The 18,023-nt window shown below is 72.0% G+C and carries 16 protein-coding genes; 14 read left to right on the top strand and 2 right to left on the bottom strand.

All coding sequences use genetic code 11. From position 1 onward, the window contains the following. Positions 1-30 precede the first annotated feature (30 nt). From ACGFIM_RS30695 to ACGFIM_RS30680, 4 genes are all read left to right on the top strand, one after another. Positions 31-927, top strand: coding sequence for an FKBP-type peptidyl-prolyl cis-trans isomerase (locus ACGFIM_RS30695; protein WP_393207204.1), 897 nt, complete (start codon positions 31-33; stop codon positions 925-927). 15 nt (positions 928-942) lie between these two features. Then, on the top strand, positions 943-1,317 hold the full coding sequence (locus tag ACGFIM_RS30690; protein WP_393207201.1) for a hypothetical protein: 375 nt from the start codon (positions 943-945) through the stop codon (positions 1,315-1,317). 24 nt (positions 1,318-1,341) lie between these two features. Beyond that, positions 1,342-2,013 (top strand): helix-turn-helix transcriptional regulator, encoded by a 672-nt coding sequence (locus ACGFIM_RS30685; RefSeq protein ID WP_393207778.1) that lies wholly within the window; start codon positions 1,342-1,344, stop codon positions 2,011-2,013. Positions 2,014-2,074: 61 nt separating this feature from the next. Beyond that, positions 2,075-2,560, top strand: coding sequence for a DUF3291 domain-containing protein (locus ACGFIM_RS30680; protein WP_393207198.1), 486 nt, complete (start codon positions 2,075-2,077; stop codon positions 2,558-2,560). Here ACGFIM_RS30680 and ACGFIM_RS30675 read toward each other — a convergent pair. After that, positions 2,500-3,573, bottom strand: coding sequence for a DUF3866 family protein (locus tag ACGFIM_RS30675; protein WP_393207195.1), 1,074 nt, complete (start codon positions 3,571-3,573; stop codon positions 2,500-2,502). The genes ACGFIM_RS30680 and ACGFIM_RS30675 overlap by 61 nt on opposite strands. 40 nt (positions 3,574-3,613) lie before the next feature. Here ACGFIM_RS30675 and ACGFIM_RS30670 point away from each other — a divergent pair, with 40 nt between their 5' ends. The 10 genes from ACGFIM_RS30670 (at position 3,614) to ACGFIM_RS30625 (ending at position 16,860) form a co-directional block, all read left to right on the top strand. After that, a complete protein-coding gene (locus tag ACGFIM_RS30670; protein ID WP_393207192.1) occupies positions 3,614-4,576 on the top strand; it encodes a helix-turn-helix transcriptional regulator in 963 nt (320 codons plus the stop codon). Positions 4,577-4,628: 52 nt separating this feature from the next. Then, the gene (locus tag ACGFIM_RS30665; protein ID WP_393207189.1) at positions 4,629-5,603 is read left to right on the top strand and encodes a helix-turn-helix transcriptional regulator; all 975 of its coding nucleotides are present in this window, start codon (positions 4,629-4,631) and stop codon (positions 5,601-5,603) included. Continuing rightward, positions 5,600-5,767 (top strand): hypothetical protein, encoded by a 168-nt coding sequence (locus ACGFIM_RS30660; protein ID WP_393207186.1) that lies wholly within the window; start codon positions 5,600-5,602, stop codon positions 5,765-5,767. Before ACGFIM_RS30665 ends, ACGFIM_RS30660 begins: the two co-directional genes overlap by 4 nt. A 66-nt stretch (positions 5,768-5,833) precedes the next feature. Then, a complete protein-coding gene (gene tatA / locus ACGFIM_RS30655) occupies positions 5,834-6,163 on the top strand; it encodes a Sec-independent protein translocase subunit TatA (RefSeq protein WP_393207183.1) in 330 nt (109 codons plus the stop codon). A 105-nt stretch (positions 6,164-6,268) separates the two neighbouring features. Next, entirely contained in the window at positions 6,269-7,102 is an 834-nt protein-coding gene (tatC, locus tag ACGFIM_RS30650) for a twin-arginine translocase subunit TatC (protein WP_393207180.1), read from the top strand. Between the two features lie 39 nt (positions 7,103-7,141). Then, positions 7,142-8,029, top strand: coding sequence for a diacylglycerol/lipid kinase family protein (locus tag ACGFIM_RS30645; RefSeq protein ID WP_393207177.1), 888 nt, complete (start codon positions 7,142-7,144; stop codon positions 8,027-8,029). A gap of 90 nt (positions 8,030-8,119) precedes the next feature. Continuing rightward, a complete protein-coding gene (locus tag ACGFIM_RS30640) occupies positions 8,120-10,843 on the top strand; it encodes a DEAD/DEAH box helicase (protein WP_393207174.1) in 2,724 nt (907 codons plus the stop codon). 793 nt (positions 10,844-11,636) lie between these two features. Continuing rightward, positions 11,637-13,301: an ABC transporter ATP-binding protein gene (locus ACGFIM_RS30635; protein ID WP_393207171.1), complete on the top strand. Its 1,665-nt coding sequence runs from the start codon at positions 11,637-11,639 to the stop codon at positions 13,299-13,301. Between the two features lie 1,297 nt (positions 13,302-14,598). Continuing rightward, positions 14,599-15,180: a TetR/AcrR family transcriptional regulator gene (locus ACGFIM_RS30630; protein WP_393207168.1), complete on the top strand. Its 582-nt coding sequence runs from the start codon at positions 14,599-14,601 to the stop codon at positions 15,178-15,180. Between the two features lie 486 nt (positions 15,181-15,666). Further along, positions 15,667-16,860 carry a hypothetical protein gene (locus ACGFIM_RS30625; protein ID WP_393207165.1) on the top strand — a complete coding sequence of 398 codons (1,194 nt, stop codon included), beginning with the start codon at positions 15,667-15,669 and terminating at the stop codon, positions 16,858-16,860. A 95-nt stretch (positions 16,861-16,955) separates the two neighbouring features. On the opposite strand, the gene ACGFIM_RS30620 is transcribed toward ACGFIM_RS30625, so the two are convergent. Next, positions 16,956-17,852 carry a siderophore-interacting protein gene (locus tag ACGFIM_RS30620; RefSeq protein ID WP_393207162.1) on the bottom strand — a complete coding sequence of 299 codons (897 nt, stop codon included), beginning with the start codon at positions 17,850-17,852 and terminating at the stop codon, positions 16,956-16,958. Between the last annotated feature and the right edge of the window lie 171 nt (positions 17,853-18,023).

Below are 18,023 nucleotides of genomic sequence, written 5' to 3'. Positions count from 1 at the left end.
AGGTCGCTGAGGGCCTCGCGGAGGCGGTTCGTGAGCGCCGCCGTGCGGGTGCCGGCGGCGGCGGTGCTGGCGCTGCCGATGGCCGCCGGGTGCACGGGTGAGGGCGCCGAGCCGCGGGTGGGCGGGCCGTTCGGGGCGCGTCCGACGATCGTCTTCCCCACCGCCAGGCCGGCCGCGGAGCTGCGGGTGGATGAGCCGGTCGCGGGCAGGGGCGAGCCGCTGCGGACCGGCGATCTGGCGATCGTGCAGTACACCGCGCACGTGTGGGACGGCGCGGCCAGCCGCCTGGTCGGATCCAGCTTCACCCGGGGCACCCCGGCCGCGTTCCCGGTGGGAGAGCTGTTGCCGGGGCTGGAGCGGGCGCTGCGGGGCCGCAGGGTGGGCAGCAGGGTGACCGTGGCGATCCCGCCGGGGGAGGGGTTCGGCGCGGCCCCGCCGCGCGGCCTGAAGGCGGGGGAGGAGCTGTTCTACGTCGTGGACATCCTCGGCGCCCATCATCGGGACGACGCGGTGGCGGCGGGTCCCGGCGAGCTGGCCGGTGTGCGGATCGGCGGCGGCCCCAGGCCCTCGCCGGCGGTGCCGCGGGGTGCGCCGCCGCGGACGTTCGCCTCCGCGGTGCTGCGCAGGGGAGCGGGCCGGCCGGTGCGGCCGGGGATGCTCGTGGTCGCCCAGTACGCGGGCGCCGTCTGGCGCACCGGGAGGGTGTTCGACGCGACGTGGGCGTCCGGCGGGCCGAAGGCGTTCAAGCTGGGCGACGGCGGCGTGATCAGCGGCTGGGAGAAGGGGCTTGCGGGGGTGCCGGTGGGCAGCAGGGTCGCGATGGTGGTGCCGCCCGCGTACGGGTACGGCCCGTCCGGCCGCCCCGAGGACGGGATCGAAGGGTCCGACACGCTGGTCTTCGTCGTGGACGTGATCGGAGCCTACTAAGGCAGGATATTTCCCATGATCCGTTGGCTTGTCATGATGGTATCTGCGTTAACCGTTCTGCTGGGCCTCGCCCCGGCCGCGAGCGCCGCCACCAGCGCCACCACGGGCCCCGCCGAGAACCCGCCGTTCTGCAAAGGCGTCGAACACTGCCGCTTCGGCGGCGACCCCGGCGTGACCTGGGTCACCGCCTACGCCTCCTCCCGCGCCAAGGCGAACAAGGCGGCCGCGCGCCTGCTGCGCAACGCCAAGGCCGTGCACCGCCGCTACGGCGCGCCCGAGCACATCGACATCCGCGTGCTGAAGAGGGGCGGATGCTGGAAGAAGTACGGCCCGGGCATCCTCGAGCCCAGCCGCGTCTGCGTGCTGAAGCGGGTGGAGCGGCGGCTTTAGACTCCGCGTGTGAGTAGCGAGCCCCTGAGCGGCGGCGACCTCGAGGCGCTGGCCCTGTTGCACGATCCCGTCCGCCGCTCCCTCTACGACGTCGTCGCCGCGCACGGCGGCGAGGTGGGCCGCGGCGAGGCGGCGCAGGCGGCGGGCGTGTCCAGGACGCTGGCCGGTCACCATCTCGACAAACTGGTGGAGGCGGGCCTGCTGGAGAGCGGGTTCCGCCGGCCGGAGAAGAAGGGACCGGGCAGCGGCCGTCCCGCGAAGGTCTATCGCAGGGCGAGCGGCGAGCGTTCCGTGAGCCTGCCGCCGCGCGACTACGTGACGCTCGCCTCGGTCCTGGCCGAGGTGGTCGACGGGCTGGGCGCGGAGGAGCGGGCGGAGGCGGCGGCGCGGGCGGCGGGCCAGCGGCTGGCGGGCGAGCGGCGCGGCGAGCCGGTGGAGCGGGTGCTGCGCGAGCGCGGCTACGAGCCGTACGAGGAGGGCGGGCGGCTGCGGCTGCGCAACTGCCCGTTCCACGTGCTCGCGCGGGAGCAGCCGCTGCTGGTGTGCTCGATGAACCTGGCGCTGTGCCAGGGCGTGCTGGAGGGGCTGGGCGACGATCCGGCCAGAGCGGAGCTGGATCCGCGCCCCGGCGAGTGCTGCGTGGTGTTCAGGCGGCCTGATCCTCCGGTGCGGCGGGACGAGCGCCGGCCTGAGTGAGCCGGACTTCTAAAACAAACCCATATTGACATAGAAGCGTCCGCGATGGTGAGCTGAGCCCATGCATCTTGCCCAGCTCAACATCGCCCATCTGCGCGCTCCCGTCGACAGCCCCGAGATCGCCGAGTTCGTCGCCCTGCTCGAACCGATCAACGCCATCGCCGACCAGGCCCCTGGCTTCGTGTGGCGGCTGAAGGAGAGCGAGACCGACCCCACGGCCACCGTCAAGCACGACTACGGCGACCTGCTGCTGGTCAACTTCTCGGTGTGGGAGTCGATGCAGGCGCTGTGGGACTACGTCTACCGCAGCCCTCATCTGGGCGTGCTGCGGCGGCGCAGGGAGTGGTTCCTGCGCATGGCGGAGCCGTACATGGTGATGTGGTGGGTGCCCGAGGGCACGATCCCGTCGCTGGCCGAGGCCATGGCACGGCTGGAACGCCTCAGGGCCGAAGGGCCGGGCCCCGAGGCGTTCACGTTCAAGGACCCCTACCCGGAGCCCAGCAGCGAGGCCGCGTGCCTGCCCGCCGCGGCCGAGGCGAGGAAGTAGGCCAGGTCCTCCTCCAGGCCCCTGCCCATCGTCGACAGCCGCACCGGCGACTCGCGCAGCGCCTCGTGCAGGCCGTCCACGGGGACCGGCACCAGCCGGTGCCGTACGGCCAGCAGCTCCGCCTGGTCCCTGACCCGCTCGCCGAACTCGCCGGGCAGCTCGGGCACCGGCACGTCGGCGGGGCTCAGCGCCACCCGGCCGTAGGCGGTCAGCGAGTGGTGCGAGACGCCGTAATGGCGCTCGCGCTTGTCGCCCTCGCTGACCCGCAGCGCCGCCACCGGCCGCCCGAGCAGCACGCCGGCCGCGTTCACCGCCTCGCCCGCCGACACTCCGGAAAAGCCCCACCGGGTGCCCGTGCCCAGGTTGCCGGGGCCCTGCGCGACGATCGCCAGATCGGCCTCCAGCACGTACTTCGCCGCGAGCAGCCCGGTGTGCACGGTGACCGCCTCGACGTCCCCGCCGAACGCCTGGCCCACCGTCACCACCCCGGCCAGCCAGCCGATCTCGCGCAGCCGGGCCGCCGACATCGAGAACCACGACGGCAGCGCGCCGCCGTCCTGCATCACGTACGCCACCCGGACGCCCTGCCTGGCCTCGTACAGGCCGCACAGGATCGGCGCGAGGGCCGAGTGCAGGTCGGCCACGATCACCGGCATGCCGTCGATGGAGTCCGCCTCGCGCAATCTGTCGTGATGCGGGGAGCCCTGCTCGTCGGCGCCCAGCACCGTGGCCTGCAGCGGTGTGTACCGGGCCTTCACCAGGTGCCCGGGGCCGGAGGGATCTTCCGGCAAACGGTTAGGGACGGCCACCACCATGGCGTAACCTCCCGTACCGAGACCCATCGCGAGCGCGGTCGTGTTGAGCAGCACCTCGTCGCCGGGTTGCGGGCGGCCCACCAACGGCGGGTACGCCAGCGCCCTGCACTCACCCTCGGGCACGGTGACGTCCAGCTCCACCGCTCCCGGCCACTCGCGTCGGATCCGTACGACCTCGCCCTTGCGCCATCTGATCACGGGGGCAGGGTAGCGTCGATGAAGGAGGAGTGAGAGGCAGATGTCGCGCCGGAAGACAGAACGGTTGCTCAATCTCGTGATCTGCCTGCTCGCCACCCGGCGCCCGCTGTCGGCCGAGCAGATCCGCCAGGCCGTCCCCGGTTACGACCGCGAGAGCGACGAGGCGTTCCAGCGCATGTTCGAGCGCGACAAGAACGAGCTGCGCGAGATCGGCATCCCCATCGACGTGGTGCGCGACCCGTGGGAGGACGAGCCGGGCTACCGCATCGAGCGGGAGGCGTACGAGCTGCCCGAGATCACGCTGGAGCCCGACGAGGCGGCGGTGCTGGGCCTGGCGGCGCAGGTGTGGCAGCGCGCCAGCCTGGCCGAGGCGGCCTCGGGCGCGCTGCTGAAGCTGCGCGCGGGCGGCGTGGCCACCGATCAGCCGGTCGGCGGCTCGATGGGCGGCGGGGCGCTGGAGCTGCGCGTCGACACCCGCGACCCGGCCTTCCCCGCGCTGTGGAACGCGGTGCGCGACCGGCGGGTGGTCCGCTTCGACTACCGGGCCTCGGGCAGCGAGACCGTGCGCAGCCGCACCGTCGAGCCGTGGGGCGTGGTGAGCAGGCGCGGGCGCTGGTACCTCGCGGGCTTCGACCGCGACCGCAACGCGCCGCGCGCCTTCCGCCTCAGCCGGATCAGCGGCGAGGTGACCGCGGTCGGCAAGCCGGGCGTCGTCGAGGTGCCGCAGGACGTCGATCTGCGGGCCATGGTGAACTTCCCCGACGAGCCGAGCGAGGAGCGGACGGCCCTGGTGCGGGTCAGGCAGGGCGCGTGCGAGGGGTTGCGCCGACTGGCCGCGTCCGTACGTGAGGGGAGCGGCGGCTGGGACGAGGCGGAGCTGTCGTTCTCCGACACCGAGCGGCTGGCCGGATGGATGGCCAGCCTGGGCGCCGACGTCGAGGTGGTGGAGCCGCCGGACGTCCGCGAGGCCGTCATCCGCCGCCTGAAGGGTGCGCTGGCGTGAACGGCGCGGCGGTGGTCGAGGTGAACGGGCGACTAGGCGAGGGGGAACGGAAGTGAGCGGGTCCGCCGATCGGCTGCCGCGGCTGCTTGCGCTGGTGCCGTACCTGATGTCCCATCCGGGGGCGACGGTGGGCGAGGTCGCGGCGGTGTTCGGGCTGAGCGAGAAGCAGCTCATCGACGACCTGCAGCTCGTGTGGATGTGCGGGCTGCCCGGCCACACCCCGGGCGACCTCATCGACGTGTCGTGGGACGGCGGCGAGATCCTCATCGACAACGCCGACACCATCGCAAGGCCGCTGCGGCTCGGCATCGACGAGGCGAGCGCGCTGCTGGTGGCGCTGCGCACGCTGGCCGCCACCCCCGAGCCGGCGCTGCCCGACGGCGGGGTGCCCGACGCGCTGCCGCGGGTGATGGCCAAGCTGGAGCGGGCCGCGGGCGAGGGCGCCGCCACCGTCAGCAGCCAGGTCGCCGTGGACGTCGACGCCGCGCCCGACGCGCTGCCGCGGGTGCGCGAGGGGCTCACCAAGGGCCGCCGCCTGTCGCTGCGCTACTACGTGCCCGGCCGCGACGAGGTGACGCCGCGCGAGGTGGACCCGATGCGGGTGCTGATCGTGGACGGCCGCGCCTACCTGGAGGGCTGGTGCTACCGGGCCGAGGCGATGCGGCTGTTCCGGCTCGACCGGGTGCTCGGCGTGGAGGTGCTGGACGTGCCCGCCGACCCGCCGGCCGAGGCCGAGCCGCGCGACGTGACCGACGGGGTGTTCCGTCCCTCGCCCACCGACGAGCTGGTGGAGCTGGAGCTGAGCGCCGCGGGGCGGTGGGTGGCCGAGTACTACCCGTGCGAGCAGGTCACCGAGCTGGGCGAGGGGCGGCTGCGGGTGGCGCTGCGGGCCCGCGACGAGGACTGGATACTCAAGCTGGCGCTGCGGCTGGGCGACACCGGCAAGGTCGTCTCGCCCCCGGAGATGGCCGAGGCCGTGCGCCGCGAGGCGGAACGCGCGCTCGCCCTGTACGCTCACCGGTCATGACCTTGCTGTTCGTGTCCGTGGGGATCGGCGTCGCCGGCCTGCTGGCGCTGCTGGTGGCCGGTGCTCGCGTCGTGGTGGCGGCACGTACTCTGAGAAGGGAAGTGGCCGAGGCGCAGGCCCAGCTTGAGCCCCGGCGGGCCAGATTGACCGGCCATGGGGGGTGAGACCACGCCCCCGGCAGCGTACGATCGTGGCTGAACGAGGCAAGTGTCGCTAGAAAGGGCGTTCTCATGCCGAACCTCGGAGTGGGCGAACTCCTGATCATCCTGCTGGCCCTGGTGCTGCTGTTCGGTGCGAAGAAGCTGCCCGACATGGCTCGCGGCCTCGGCCGGTCCCTGCGCATCTTCAAGGCCGAGACCTCCAAGCTGCGCGACGACGATGACGACGACGTCCAGCACACCGCGCAGCAGGCGCCTGCTGCGCAGGCCCAGGCTCAGCCCGTCCAGCCGCTGCCGGCCCCCGCGCCCGGGCTGTCAGCGGAGGAGCAGGCCCGCCAGCTCGAGGAGCAGGCCGCGAGGCTGCGTGCGAGCGCCGCCCAGTCCGACAACAAGCACGCCTGATCTGCCCCCTTTCCTCCTCTTCCTGATCTGGACTGCTAGATGGCGCTGCTCAAACGATCGAGCAATCCGAGGCCGGAACGCGACCCCGAAGGTCGCATGCCCCTCATGGAGCATCTGCGGGAGCTGCGCAACCGCCTGCTCATCGCACTGGCCGCCGTGGTCGTGGGCATCATCATCGGCTTCTTCCTCTTCGACCCGGTCTGGGCGTTCCTCAAGGCGCCGTTCTGTGACACGCCCGCGGCGCAGCAGCTCCGCGTCGGCCAGTGCACGCTCACCTACAACGGCATCTTCCAGTCGTTCTTCCTGACACTGAAGGTGTCGGCGCTGGTCGGCCTCGTGGTCTCCTCACCCGTCTGGCTGTACCAGATCTGGGCGTTCGTCACGCCCGCCCTCTACCGCAACGAGAAGCGGTATTCGATCACGTTCATGTCGATCGCGGTCCCGCTGTTCCTCATCGGTGCCGCGCTCGCGTACATCATCATGGACACCAGCCTCGCGATCCTGCTGGGCTTCGCGCCGAGCGACACGGTCGCGACCATCCAGATCGATGAGTACCTCAGCTACGTGCTCATCATGCTGGTGATCTTCGGTATCTCGTTCGAGCTGCCGCTCCTGCTGGTGTTCCTCAACATCATCGGCGTCCTGTCGCACGCCACCGTCAAGAAGCACCGGCGCACGGTCGTCTTCATCATGTTCGTCTTCGGCGCGGTCATCACGCCCGGCGGTGATCCGCTGACGATGATGGCGCTCGCCATGCCGATGATCGTGCTGTACTTCCTCGCCGAGGGCGTCATCTTCCTGCGCGAGAGGCGCGCGCCGGCCGGGGACGACTTCTCCGGTCTGTCCGACGACGAGGCCTCGCCGCTGCCCGAGGACGGCACGCCGGTGGAGCCCTCCGGGCTGGCGGATGAGGAGCCACCGGGCACCGACAAGCGCTGAGGCATTCCCGTGCCGCCCCGGAAACGATAGGTTCCGGGCGTGTCCCCCCATATCGCCCTGCTCGTCAATCCCGCCGCCCGCGGCGGGCGTATGCTGCGCCTGCTCGAGCCCGTGGCGCGCCGGCTGCGCGCCGGAGGGGCCGAGCTGTCGGTGATCGTCGGTGACGACGCCGCCGACGCGCTCACCCGAGCCTGCACGGCCGTCTCCGAACGTCCCGACGCGCTCGTCGCCTTCGGCGGCGACGGGCTGGTCCATCTGGCGGTGCAGGCGGTCGCCGGCACCGACGTGCCGCTCGGCATCATCCCCGCGGGCACCGGCAACGACATCGCCGCCGCGCTCGGCGTGCCGCGTAAGGATCCGCTCGCGGCGGCCAGAGCCGTGCTGCGGATGAAGACCCGGCCGGTGGACGCCGCCCGCATCGCGGCCGGCGGCGCCGAGGAGCTGTTCGCGGGGGTGGCGTGCTGCGGGTTCGACTCCCGCGTGAACGAGCGGGCCAACGCCCTCACCTGGCCGCCCGGCACGGCCCGCTACCTGGTGGCGACCGCGCGGGAGCTGCGCGCGTTCCGCCCGATCCCGTACCGCATCGCCTTCGACGGTGGCGAGCCGGTCGAGCGGGAGGCGATGCTGGTCGCGATCGCGAACACCACCTCCTACGGCGCGGGGATGCGGGTCTGCCCGGATGCCAGGCCCGACGACGGGCTGCTGGACGTCGTGACGGTGGGCGCGCTGTCCACGGGGGAGTTCGTGCGGGTCTTCCCGAGCGTCTACCGCGGCACCCACGTCACGCATCCGGCGGTGTCGGTACGGCGGGTGCGCAGCGTCCGGGTGGAGGCCCCCGGCGTGATCGCCTACGCCGACGGCGAACGCGTCGGCCCGGCCCCGCTGCACTGCGAGGTGCGGCCGGGCGCGTTACACGTCATCGTATGAGATCTACTTTGTAAAGGCGCCGGGCCGGGAACCCCCGAACGGGCCGCTGCCGGGACGGACCGGAATGGCGGTTTCGATAGGCTGGCGACTATGACAACGCCAGCGGAACGCTATGCGGCCTTCCGTCAGAAGTTCGGGGACGACGGGGCCGCGCTGAGATCGTTCCGAGGTCTCTACGACTTCCCGCTGGACGACTTCCAGGTCGACGCCTGCCGGGCCCTGGAGGCCGGCGACGGCGTGCTGGTGGCGGCGCCCACGGGGTCGGGCAAGACGGTGGTCGGCGAGTTCGCCGTCCACCTCGCCTTGGAGCAGGGCCTGAAGTGCTTTTACACCACCCCCATCAAGGCGCTGTCCAACCAGAAGTACAACGACCTGGTCAAGCGCTACGGCACGGCCAAGGTCGGGCTGCTGACCGGCGACAACAGCATCAACGGCGAGGCGCCGATCGTCATCATGACGACCGAGGTGCTGCGCAACATGCTGTACGCTGGCTCGGCGACCCTGACCGGGCTCGGGTTCGTGGTGATGGACGAGGTCCACTACCTCGCCGACCGGTTCCGCGGCGCGGTCTGGGAAGAGGTGATCATCCACCTGCCGGAGTCGGTGCGGCTGGTGGCGCTGTCGGCCACGGTGAGCAACGCCGAGGAGTTCGGCGAGTGGCTGGGCGAGGTGCGCGGCGACACCACGGTGATCGTGGACGAGCACCGTCCCGTGCCGCTGTGGCAGCACATGATGGTCGGCAAGCGCATCTACGACCTGTTCATCACCGATGACCTGACGCCGCGCATCAACCCGACGCTGATGCGGGTGACGCGCGAAGCGGAGCGGCTGCTGGCCGGCCGCGGCCGGCGCGGCTACGGCCGGGTGCCGCGCTCGCGCCCGCCGGACCGGGTGCAGGTCATCGAGAAGCTCGACGCCGAGGGGCTGCTGCCGGCGATCACGTTCATCTTCTCGCGCGCCGGCTGCGACGCGGCGGTGCAGCAGTGCCTGTACGCCGGCATCCGGCTGACCAGCGACCGCGAGCGGCACGAGATCCGGCAGATCGTCGACGAGCGCACGGCGCACCTGCCGGACGAGGACCTGGCCGTGCTGGGCTACCTCGAATGGCGCGAGGGCCTGGAGCGTGGCCTCGCGGCGCACCACGCGGGCATGCTGCCGGCGTTCAAGGAGGTCGTGGAGGAGCTGTTCACCCGCGGCCTGGTCAAGGCGGTGTTCGCCACGGAGACGCTGGCGCTGGGCATCAACATGCCGGCGCGCACCGTGGTGATCGAGAAGCTGGACAAGTGGAACGGCGAGACCCACGCCGACCTGACGCCGGGGGAGTACACCCAGCTCACCGGCCGGGCGGGGCGGCGCGGCATCGACGTCGAGGGCCACGCGGTCGTGCTGTGGCAGCCGGGCATGGACCCGCTGGCGGTGGCGGGCCTCGCGGGCACGCGGACGTACCCGCTGCGGTCGAGCTTCCAGCCGTCGTACAACATGGCGGTCAACCTGGTCGGGCAGTTCGGCCGCGAGCGGGCCAGGGCGCTGCTGGAGGAGTCGTTCGCGCAGTTCCAGGCGGACCGCGCGGTCGTGGGCCTGGCCAAGCAGCTGCGCAAGCACGAGCAGGCGCTGGAGGGCTACCAGCAGGCGATGACCTGCCACCTGGGCGACTTCGCCGAGTACGCGGCGCTGCGGCGGCGGCTGTCCGACCGCGAGGCGGAGCTGTCGCGGCAGCGCGGCGCCGCGCGGCGGGCCGCGGCGGCGCGCTCGATCGAGGCGCTGCAGCCGGGCGACGTGATCCGGGTGCCGGGCGGCCGGCGCGCGGGCCTGGCGATCGTGCTGGACGTGAGCCGCAACCCGCGCGGTCACGGGCCGAGCCCGCTGGTGCTGACCATCGGCAAGCAGGTGAAGAAGCTCGACCTGTCCGACTTCCCGGTGCCGGTGGAGCCGCTGGAGAAGATCCGCATCCCCAAGAACTTCAACTCCCGCTCGCCGAAGGAGCGGGCGAACCTCGTCGCGACGCTGATGGCGAAGATCGGCGACCGGGACCTCGGCAAGCCGCCGCGGGTGCGCGACCACACCGTGGAGGACCCCGAGATCAACGAGCTGCGGCGGCAGATCAGGCAGCATCCGTGCCACGGCTGCGACGAGCGCGAAGACCACGCCCGCTGGGCCGAGCGCTACTACAAGCTGCTGCGCGAGACCGAAGGGCTGCGCCGCCGGGTCGAGGGGCGCTCCCACGTCATCTCGCGGACGTTCGACCGGATCTGCTCGGTGCTGGAGCAGCTCGGCTATCTGCGCGGCGAGACGGTCACCGACGAGGGGCGGCGGCTCGGCCGCATCTACACCGAGCTGGACCTGCTGACCGCCGAATGCCTGCGCAACGGGCTCTGGGAGGACCTCGACCCGGCCGAGCTGGCGGCGTGCGTGTCGGCGCTGGTGTTCGAGTCGCGGGCGTCCGACGACACGCGGCGGCCGAAGATCCCGGCGGGCAAGGCGCAGGACGCGCTGTCGGCGATGATCCGGCTGTGGGGCGAGCTCGAGGGCATCGAGTCCGACCACGGGCTGTCCACGATCAGGGAGCCGGACCTGGGGTTCGCGTGGGCGGCGTACCGGTGGACGAAGGGGCACAGCCTCGACGCGGTGCTGATGGACGGCGTGGGCGGCAACGAGCTGGCGGCCGGCGACTTCGTACGGTGGATCAAGCAGCTGATGGACCTGCTGGGCCAGCTGGGGAACGCCGCGCCGGAGGGCAGCAAGATCCGGCAGACGTCGGTGAAGGCGATGGACGCGATGCGGCGGGGCGTGGTGGCTTACTCGTCGCTCAACTGACCCCGTGCCCGAAGACCTCGGGCCGGGCGCTGGACCGCCTGGGGGCTCGTTGCTGAGGCGCGCTCCGGAGCTTGTCGCCGCCCCTGCGGTGTGGGGTCGTGCCTTCAGCGTGAGGTGCCCCTGCGGTGTGGGGTCGTGCCTTCAGCGTGAGATGGCCCTGTCGGTGGGAGGCCGCCCCTAAGGTGTGAGGCGGCCCTGTCGGTGGGAGGTGCCCCCTCGGGCGTGAGGCCGCCCTGCTGAGGTGAGGTCGCCCCTCGTTCGCGAGGTCGCCCGGCCGGGGCCCGCCCCCCTCACCCCTGAGGCCGTTCGATGCCCTTCGGCGGGGGGTTCGAGGGCGCGCCGGAAGCGCGGCTTCTGGGGCGCCTTTTTGCATTCGATGACGGTGGTTTTACGTTTTTACCGGTGGGCGGAGGCCTTTACTTCTTCGCCGGAAGCGCCTTTCCGCTCGGGTTTTACCAGTCAAGCCTTCCTGAAATCGACGATTATCTGCTGATTTGCAGCATTTCGGATGCTAACGTCCGATTTGTCAGTGTTCAGCCAACGGGGGAGGAATCATGGCGAACACGCAACTGTCCGCGGTCGGCTTCAAGCAAGGATGGGGATGCCGCAGGCGCCGCCGCTGGCGTCGGTGGGGCTGGGGGTGCGCCCGTCGCAGGTGGTGGGGGTGCTAGACACTCCCGATGAGGGCCGGCGGCCTGGCCGCCGGCCCCCTTTGAGCGCCTCCGGCCGTGAACTCGCTCCGGCGATCACCATTCGCCGCACGTTCCGCGAGTTCTGGCCGGACACTCGCGGATTGCGGCGCCATTTCGCGGCCGGGGTGGTTTTCGCCATCCTTGCCGCGCTCTGCGAGGTCGCCGCGATCCGCCTGTTCGGGCACATCACCGACGAGGTGCTGACGACCCGGAACCTCGATGCGTTCTGGTCTCCGGCGGCCATATGGCTCGGGCTCGCCGTCGGTGCCGGTGCGCTGTCCTTCGCCGGGGCGTACCTGACCGCGCTGGGCGCGGAGCGGTTCCTGCTGGCCCTGCGCGACCGCGTGTACGCGCACGTACAGACGCTCGCCCCCGACTTCTCCGAGAAGCGGCGGCTGGGCGACCTGATGGCGCGCATGACGGACGATGTGGAGGCCATCGAGGAGCTGGTCGGCTCCGGGCTGGTCAAGGCCATCACCACCGTGTCCGGCATCGTCTTCTTCGCCGGGGCGGCCTTCTACATCCGCTGGGACCTGGCACTGCTGACGATGGCGTTGATCCCGCTGTTCGTGATCACCTCGAAGGTGTTCGCCTCGAAGTTCAGGACGGCGGCGGCGCGCGAGCGGGCCAGCAACGGGGCGATGAACAGCGTCCTGGAGGAGGGGCTGGCCAACCAGCCGCTCGTGCAGGCGTACAACCGGCAGGACGAGGAGTCCCGCAGGCTGCACGACGAGGGACGCACCTGGCTGCGGGCCAACATGTCGCAGGCCTGGCTGTCGGGTCTGTACAACCCGGCGGTGCAGGTCATCGAGACCATCTGCCTGATCGCCATCCTCGGGTTCGGCGCGTGGGAGATCGCGGCCGGCCGGCTGACGATCGGCGGGCTGCTGTCGTTCGCGGCGTACCTGGCCCTGCTCTACCCGGCCGTGCAGAGCCTGGGCGAGCTGGCCCTGACCGTCTCCGAGGCGGCGGCGGGATCCGACCGCGTGATCGAGATCCTGCACACCAGGCCCGCCGTACGCGACGCCCCGGACGCCGTCGCGATGGGCCGTTGCAACGGACGGATCGTCTTCGACCGGGTGAGCTTCACCTATCCGGGACGTAGCCGGCAGGTGCTGCGCGACCTGTCGTTCACCGCCGAGCCCGGCGAGGTCGTGGTGATCACCGGCCCCAGCGGGGCCGGCAAGTCCACGATCGCCAAGCTGCTGCTGCGCTTCTACGAGCCGGACTCCGGGCGCATCCTGCTGGACGACACCGACATCCGGGGCATCACGCGGCAGTCGCTGCGCGACAACATCACCGTCCTGCACCAGGAGACGCTGCTGTTCTCCGGCTCCGTACGCGACAACATCGCCTACGGGCGTCCCGGCGCCTCGTTCGACGAGGTGCTCAGGGCGGCCGAGGTGGCCGGGGCGCACGACTTCATCCAGATGCTGCCCCAGGGGTACGACTCGCCGGTCGGGCAGCGCGGCCGGCTGCTGTCCGGCGGGCAGCGGCAGCGCATCGCGATCGCCAGGGCCATCCTGCGCGACACGCCGGTGCTGGTGCTCGACGAGCCCGTCACCGGACTGGACGTCGCCACCGCCGCCCACATCATGGAGCCGCTGCGGCGGCTCATGGCCGGGCGTACCACGCTGCTCATCACGCACGACCTGCGGCAGGTGCCGGAGGGGGCGCGGGTGATCGAGATCGAGCCGGTCCCGCGGGAGGAACGGGGCCGGCTCAAGCGTGTCGGCGCGCGGTCCGGCTGGGGAACGTCCACCTGACCCCCGGTCTCGCCGGCCCGGCACCCGTCCCGACTCCTCCGGGGCGGGTGCCGGGCTTTTCCACCGCCTCCCGCCCGTGGCCGCCACTCCCCGTCGTTACCATCCACCGCTGCACCACCGCACCTACTGAGGTGCCGCCGCAGCACCGACTACGGAAGCCCTCCCGCCCCGCCCCATCACCCCCATCGCCGCGCCGCCATCATCGCCGTCCGGGCCGTCATGTCGTGCCGCCGTCACTGGTTTCGGGGGTTGTGCCGTCATCGTCGCGTCGTTTGGGTTGTGTCGCTGTCCTGCTGCCGGCGTGTCATCGTCGTGCTGGTTCCGTTGGGTGTCTCTGTCGTGCCGCCATCGCTGCTTGCGGGGCATCGTGCCGCCACTGCTGTGGCGTCCCGCGCCTTCGGGCTGTCACCGCCACGCCGCCGTCGCTGGTTTCGGGGCGTTGCGCGGGTCTCGCCACCGCCGTCCCGCTGTCGCTGCCAGGTTGGTGCGTCGTCACCGCCGCGGCGGGATCGTCGCTTACAGGCCGTTTCCGCTCGTCTCGGACCGTCGTGTGGTCATCACCACCGCCGTGACCGTCGCATCGCCCGCAAACATCGTCGCGACGTCCCCGCGACCGTCGCACCGCCCGCAACCGCGTCGCGTCGTCCCCGTAGCCGTCGTGTTGTCTCCGTAGCCGTCGTGTTGTCTCCGGGCCGTCGCCGTCTTGCCGTCGGGTGCCATCGTCGTGTCGGCTCCGTGGTGCCTCCGTCGTGCCGCCGTGGCTGGTTTCGGGGCGTGGCGCCGTCAGCGCCGCGTCGCCCCGGGTCGTCGCGCCGTCTCGCTCACCCCCGGCATCGTCGCTTCGAGGCCGCGCTTCCGCCGCCCTCGAGTCGTCACCGCCGTCATCGTCGTCTCGGGCCGCCGTTGCGGTCGCGGAGCCGTCAGCGCGGAGCCGGCACCTCCGCGACGCTGCCACCCTCCGCGATGTCATCGCCCCTGTGATGCTGCGCCCTGCGCCTTGCGGGGCTGCCTTGTGATGTCGCGATCCTTGCGGCGCTGTCGTGTGATGTCGCGATCCTTACGACGTTGCCCTGTGATGCCGTCACCCTCTAGAAACCGTTGCCGCTCGCCGAGTGGCGGTTGTTGGCGGGATTTTGCGGGGATTAGGCGCGGTCGGCTACTGGGGTGTTTCTGGGGTTTCGGTGGAGTTTTGGGGGTGTATGTCGGGGAATCTCCCGGGATAGAATCGGAGAGCATTCTCCGTTTGTCGCCGCGGGCCGCTTTTCGCCTGCCGGCGGGCCGAAGGCAGGTGGAGATCATGGGCGACGATCACGGCGCCGCCAGGCCGCTGCGCGCCGACGCCCGGCGCAACAGGGAGCGAGTGCTGCAGATAGCCCAGCAGGCCCTGGCGAGCGACGGCCTGACCATCTCCTTCGACGAGATCGCCCGGCGCGCCGGGTTCGGCGTCGGCACCGTTTACCGGCACTTTCCCACGAAAGAGGCCCTGTTCGAGGCGGTGCTGCTGGGGCGGATCGAACGGTTCGTGGCCGACGCCCGCGCGCTGGCCACCGCCGAGGACGCCGGGCGGGCGTTCTTCTCCTGGTTCGCCGGGGTGGTCGAGCAGGCGTCGGTCAATCAGGCGCTGTGCGACATGCTGGACAGCGGTGCGGCCATGCCGGTGCGGCCCGGCTCCACGCTGGCCAGGGACTTCGCCGCCGCGCTCGGCCGGCTGCTGGCGCGGGCGCAGCGGGTGGGGGCCGTACGTGCCGATCTCACCGCCGAGGACGCCCTCGATCTGCTGCGCGGCTGCCTGGTCGCCGAGCGCGGCGCCCGGGCCAGGGGAGGGGCGGTGCGGATGGCGGACGTGATCTGCGACGGGATGCGGGCCCGGTCGCTCTGACCGGCCCGCCGCTGACGGTCAGGGCTCTGGTTCGCGCGGCTTGAACGGCCCGCCCCTGCAGCCGGGTCCGCTTCGCGTGCGGCCCGGCCCTCGGAGGTCTGGTGCGCGCGGCCCAATCGTCCCTGATGGGCCTCAACCGTTTCTGACGGCCCCAACCGTCCCTGATGGATGGGTGCCGGATGCGTGCAGTCTGGGACGTCTCTCATGGCCGGGTGCGCTTTCTCTGGTTGGGTCGCTGGGTGTGTACGGTCCGACCGTCCCTGAAGGATGAAGGCTGGGTGCGTGGGTTTGGGCCGTTCTAGACGGTTGGTGTTGGTGTGTGCGGTGCTTGCGAAAAGGGATCTTGCGTTACCGAATCCAAGAAATGCGGGTCTTATGACGCGCTGTGCTTGCTGAGCGTTATTTGCGGAAATTCAAGTGTTTGTGGGGATCGATCACACTACGCTGCTACCGCTTGCCGGGTACGAGGGGAAAGCGGACAACAACGTGTTCATCGCAGTCACACTGCTGGCCGCGGCCGTGGTCGGCGCGATGGTCTGGTGGCTCCGCCGGGGGACGGGGGATGGTGCCGCCGAGGGCGGATTCGAGGTGGACCGTACGTGGGGGTTGCTGCCGCCCGGCGTGGAGGCGGCTTTCGTGGAGGGGCTGCGGGCGTACCACGACTCCGGCAGCGCGCTGCGGGTCCACGACGAGCTGGAGGTGCTGGTCGCCTGCGACCCGCCGCGGTCGATCTCCCTGCCCCTGCTCGCGGAGGCCTTCGCCGCCCGCGGGGACGCCGCCTTGCACGACCCGCAGGGCACGGTCGCAGAGCTGATGGCCGAGCTGGCGGCGGCCGAGCGCCCCGGCGTCCTGCACCTGCGGGGCGAGTGGCCGGCGGCCGGGCTCGACGCGGCGGACGGTGGCCCGGACGATGGGGGTGGCGCTCCCGAGGGTGCGGACGGCTTGGACGCCGAACGCTTCGCCTCCGCCGTGGCTCGAACCGTGAGAGAGCTGGTGGCCGCGGCGACGGGGACGCCGGGAACAGCGGCCGATGCGGTGGCGGTGGACGCGGGGGCAGCGGCGGCGGATGCCGCCGTGAGCGGTGCGGCGGCTGCGGATACGGCGGTGACGGCCGAAGCGTCTACGGGCGGGACGGCGGCTGCGGATACGGCGGTGACGGGCGAAGTGTCCACGGGCGGGACGGCGGCTGCGGAACCGGCGGTGACGGCCGAAGCGTCCGCGGGCGGGACGGCGGTGGTGGACTCGGTCGGGGAGGGGCTGGTCGCGGCGGCTCCCGAGGAGCCGGTTCCGTGGGCGGTGGATGCGAAGCTCGGGGCGCTTCACGTCCGCGTTCCCGCCCTGCCCCGTGCCACAGGGACAGGGGAGCGGACGCACGTCAACGGGACGCCCGTCAAGCCGCTGCCCGCCCTCCGGGGCGCCGCCAGGGAGCCGGAGGCCGCACGGGACATGGCCGCCGGGGTGGCCCCGGACCGGGCGAACACGCTCATGCTGGATCTCGTCCGCGTGCTCGACCGCTACCGGGCGGTACGCGAGCGGCGCCCGGCCGCGCCTGCCGGTGAGGTGCTGCGCGAGGCGGTCACAGGGCTGATCGCCGCCGGCGGCCCAGGCGTCACGTGGGCCCACCCGCCGACCCGGGCCCAGCGCCGCCTGCTCCAGGGCGGCTCACCCGAGCCGTCCTGATCGCCCCGCGGGCGGCTCGGGCGGGCTCGCCGGCTGTCTGGCGTGCGGTTCGCGCGCGGGCGTGCCAGGGGTGGGCGTCGCCGGTGTGCGGGTGGTCAGTTCTCGGCGCGGCCGAGACGCCAGTAGCCCATGAAGGCGACCGCGCGGCGGTCCATGCCGCGTTCGGCCACCAGGTGGCGGCGGAGGGTCTTGATGACGCCGGCCTCGCCGGCCAGCCACGCGTACAGGGGGCCGTGGTCGGGGGCCTCCTGCGGGACCTCCCACAGCTCCTCGGCGTCGACGTCCACGTCCTCGAAGGAGCCGGGGACGGCGGCGGCGGACGGCGTGGGCAGGAGGCGGGCGGCGGCGGCCTGGACGGCGGGGATGAGCTCGGCGCCGCGCTCGCCGCCGTTCCTCGCCAGCCAGGTCACCTTGACGTTGGCGGGCGCCTCGATGGGCAGGGCGTCGGCGTCGAGTGGCACCTCCATGAGCACTTCGCCGGCCAGGTGCGCGGGGAGGCGTTCGAGGATGGCGCAGATGGCGGGGACGGCGGTCTCGTCGCCGGCGATGAGCACGCAGCCGGTGCCGGCGGGCGGGCGGAACTCCAGGCCGCCGTGCGGGCCCTCGTGGTCGGCGTTGGGGCCGAGGAGCGCGGCCACGTCGCCGGGCTTGACCTGCTCGGCCCAGCGGGCGGCGGGCCCGCCGTCGGGGTGCATGACGATGTCGACATCGACCTCGCCGGTGTCCCGGCGGACCGTCCTCGCGGTGTAGGTGCGCATCACGTTGCGCTTGCCGGGGTCGAGCTCCCGCCAGCGCTGATACCAGTCGGGCCCCTTCGGCAGGTACGCCATGCCGTGCTCGGGGGTCGGCAGGAAGAGCTTGACCCGCTGGTCGAAGCCGTTGTCGGCGAAGTGGCGCAGGTCGTCGCCGGTGAAGGTGACGCGCAGGAAGGACGGGCTGAGGCGGTCGAGCCGGTCCACTCGTACGTCGAACATGCGAAAGGGCTCGGTCATCCCCGGACTCCTCCATTGGCGACATCTTAGGTGAGCCTAACCTAAACGATCGTGGTCATGTAAGCGAGCCCGGGTTAGTGCATCGGCCCCACTCGGGACGATAGCGTCGTGAAGCATCGTGAACGGTGAAAACCGGGCCGCTGTGCCCGCCCTCCAGATTGGAGTCCCGAT

The sequence above is a fragment of the Nonomuraea sp. NPDC049309 genome, assembly GCF_043196965.1.
In the GTDB taxonomy this organism is placed as follows: Bacteria; Actinomycetota; Actinomycetes; order Streptosporangiales; family Streptosporangiaceae; genus Nonomuraea; species Nonomuraea fastidiosa.
Note: the sequence above shows the minus strand (reverse complement) of the source record. Positions and strands in the feature narration are given on the sequence as shown.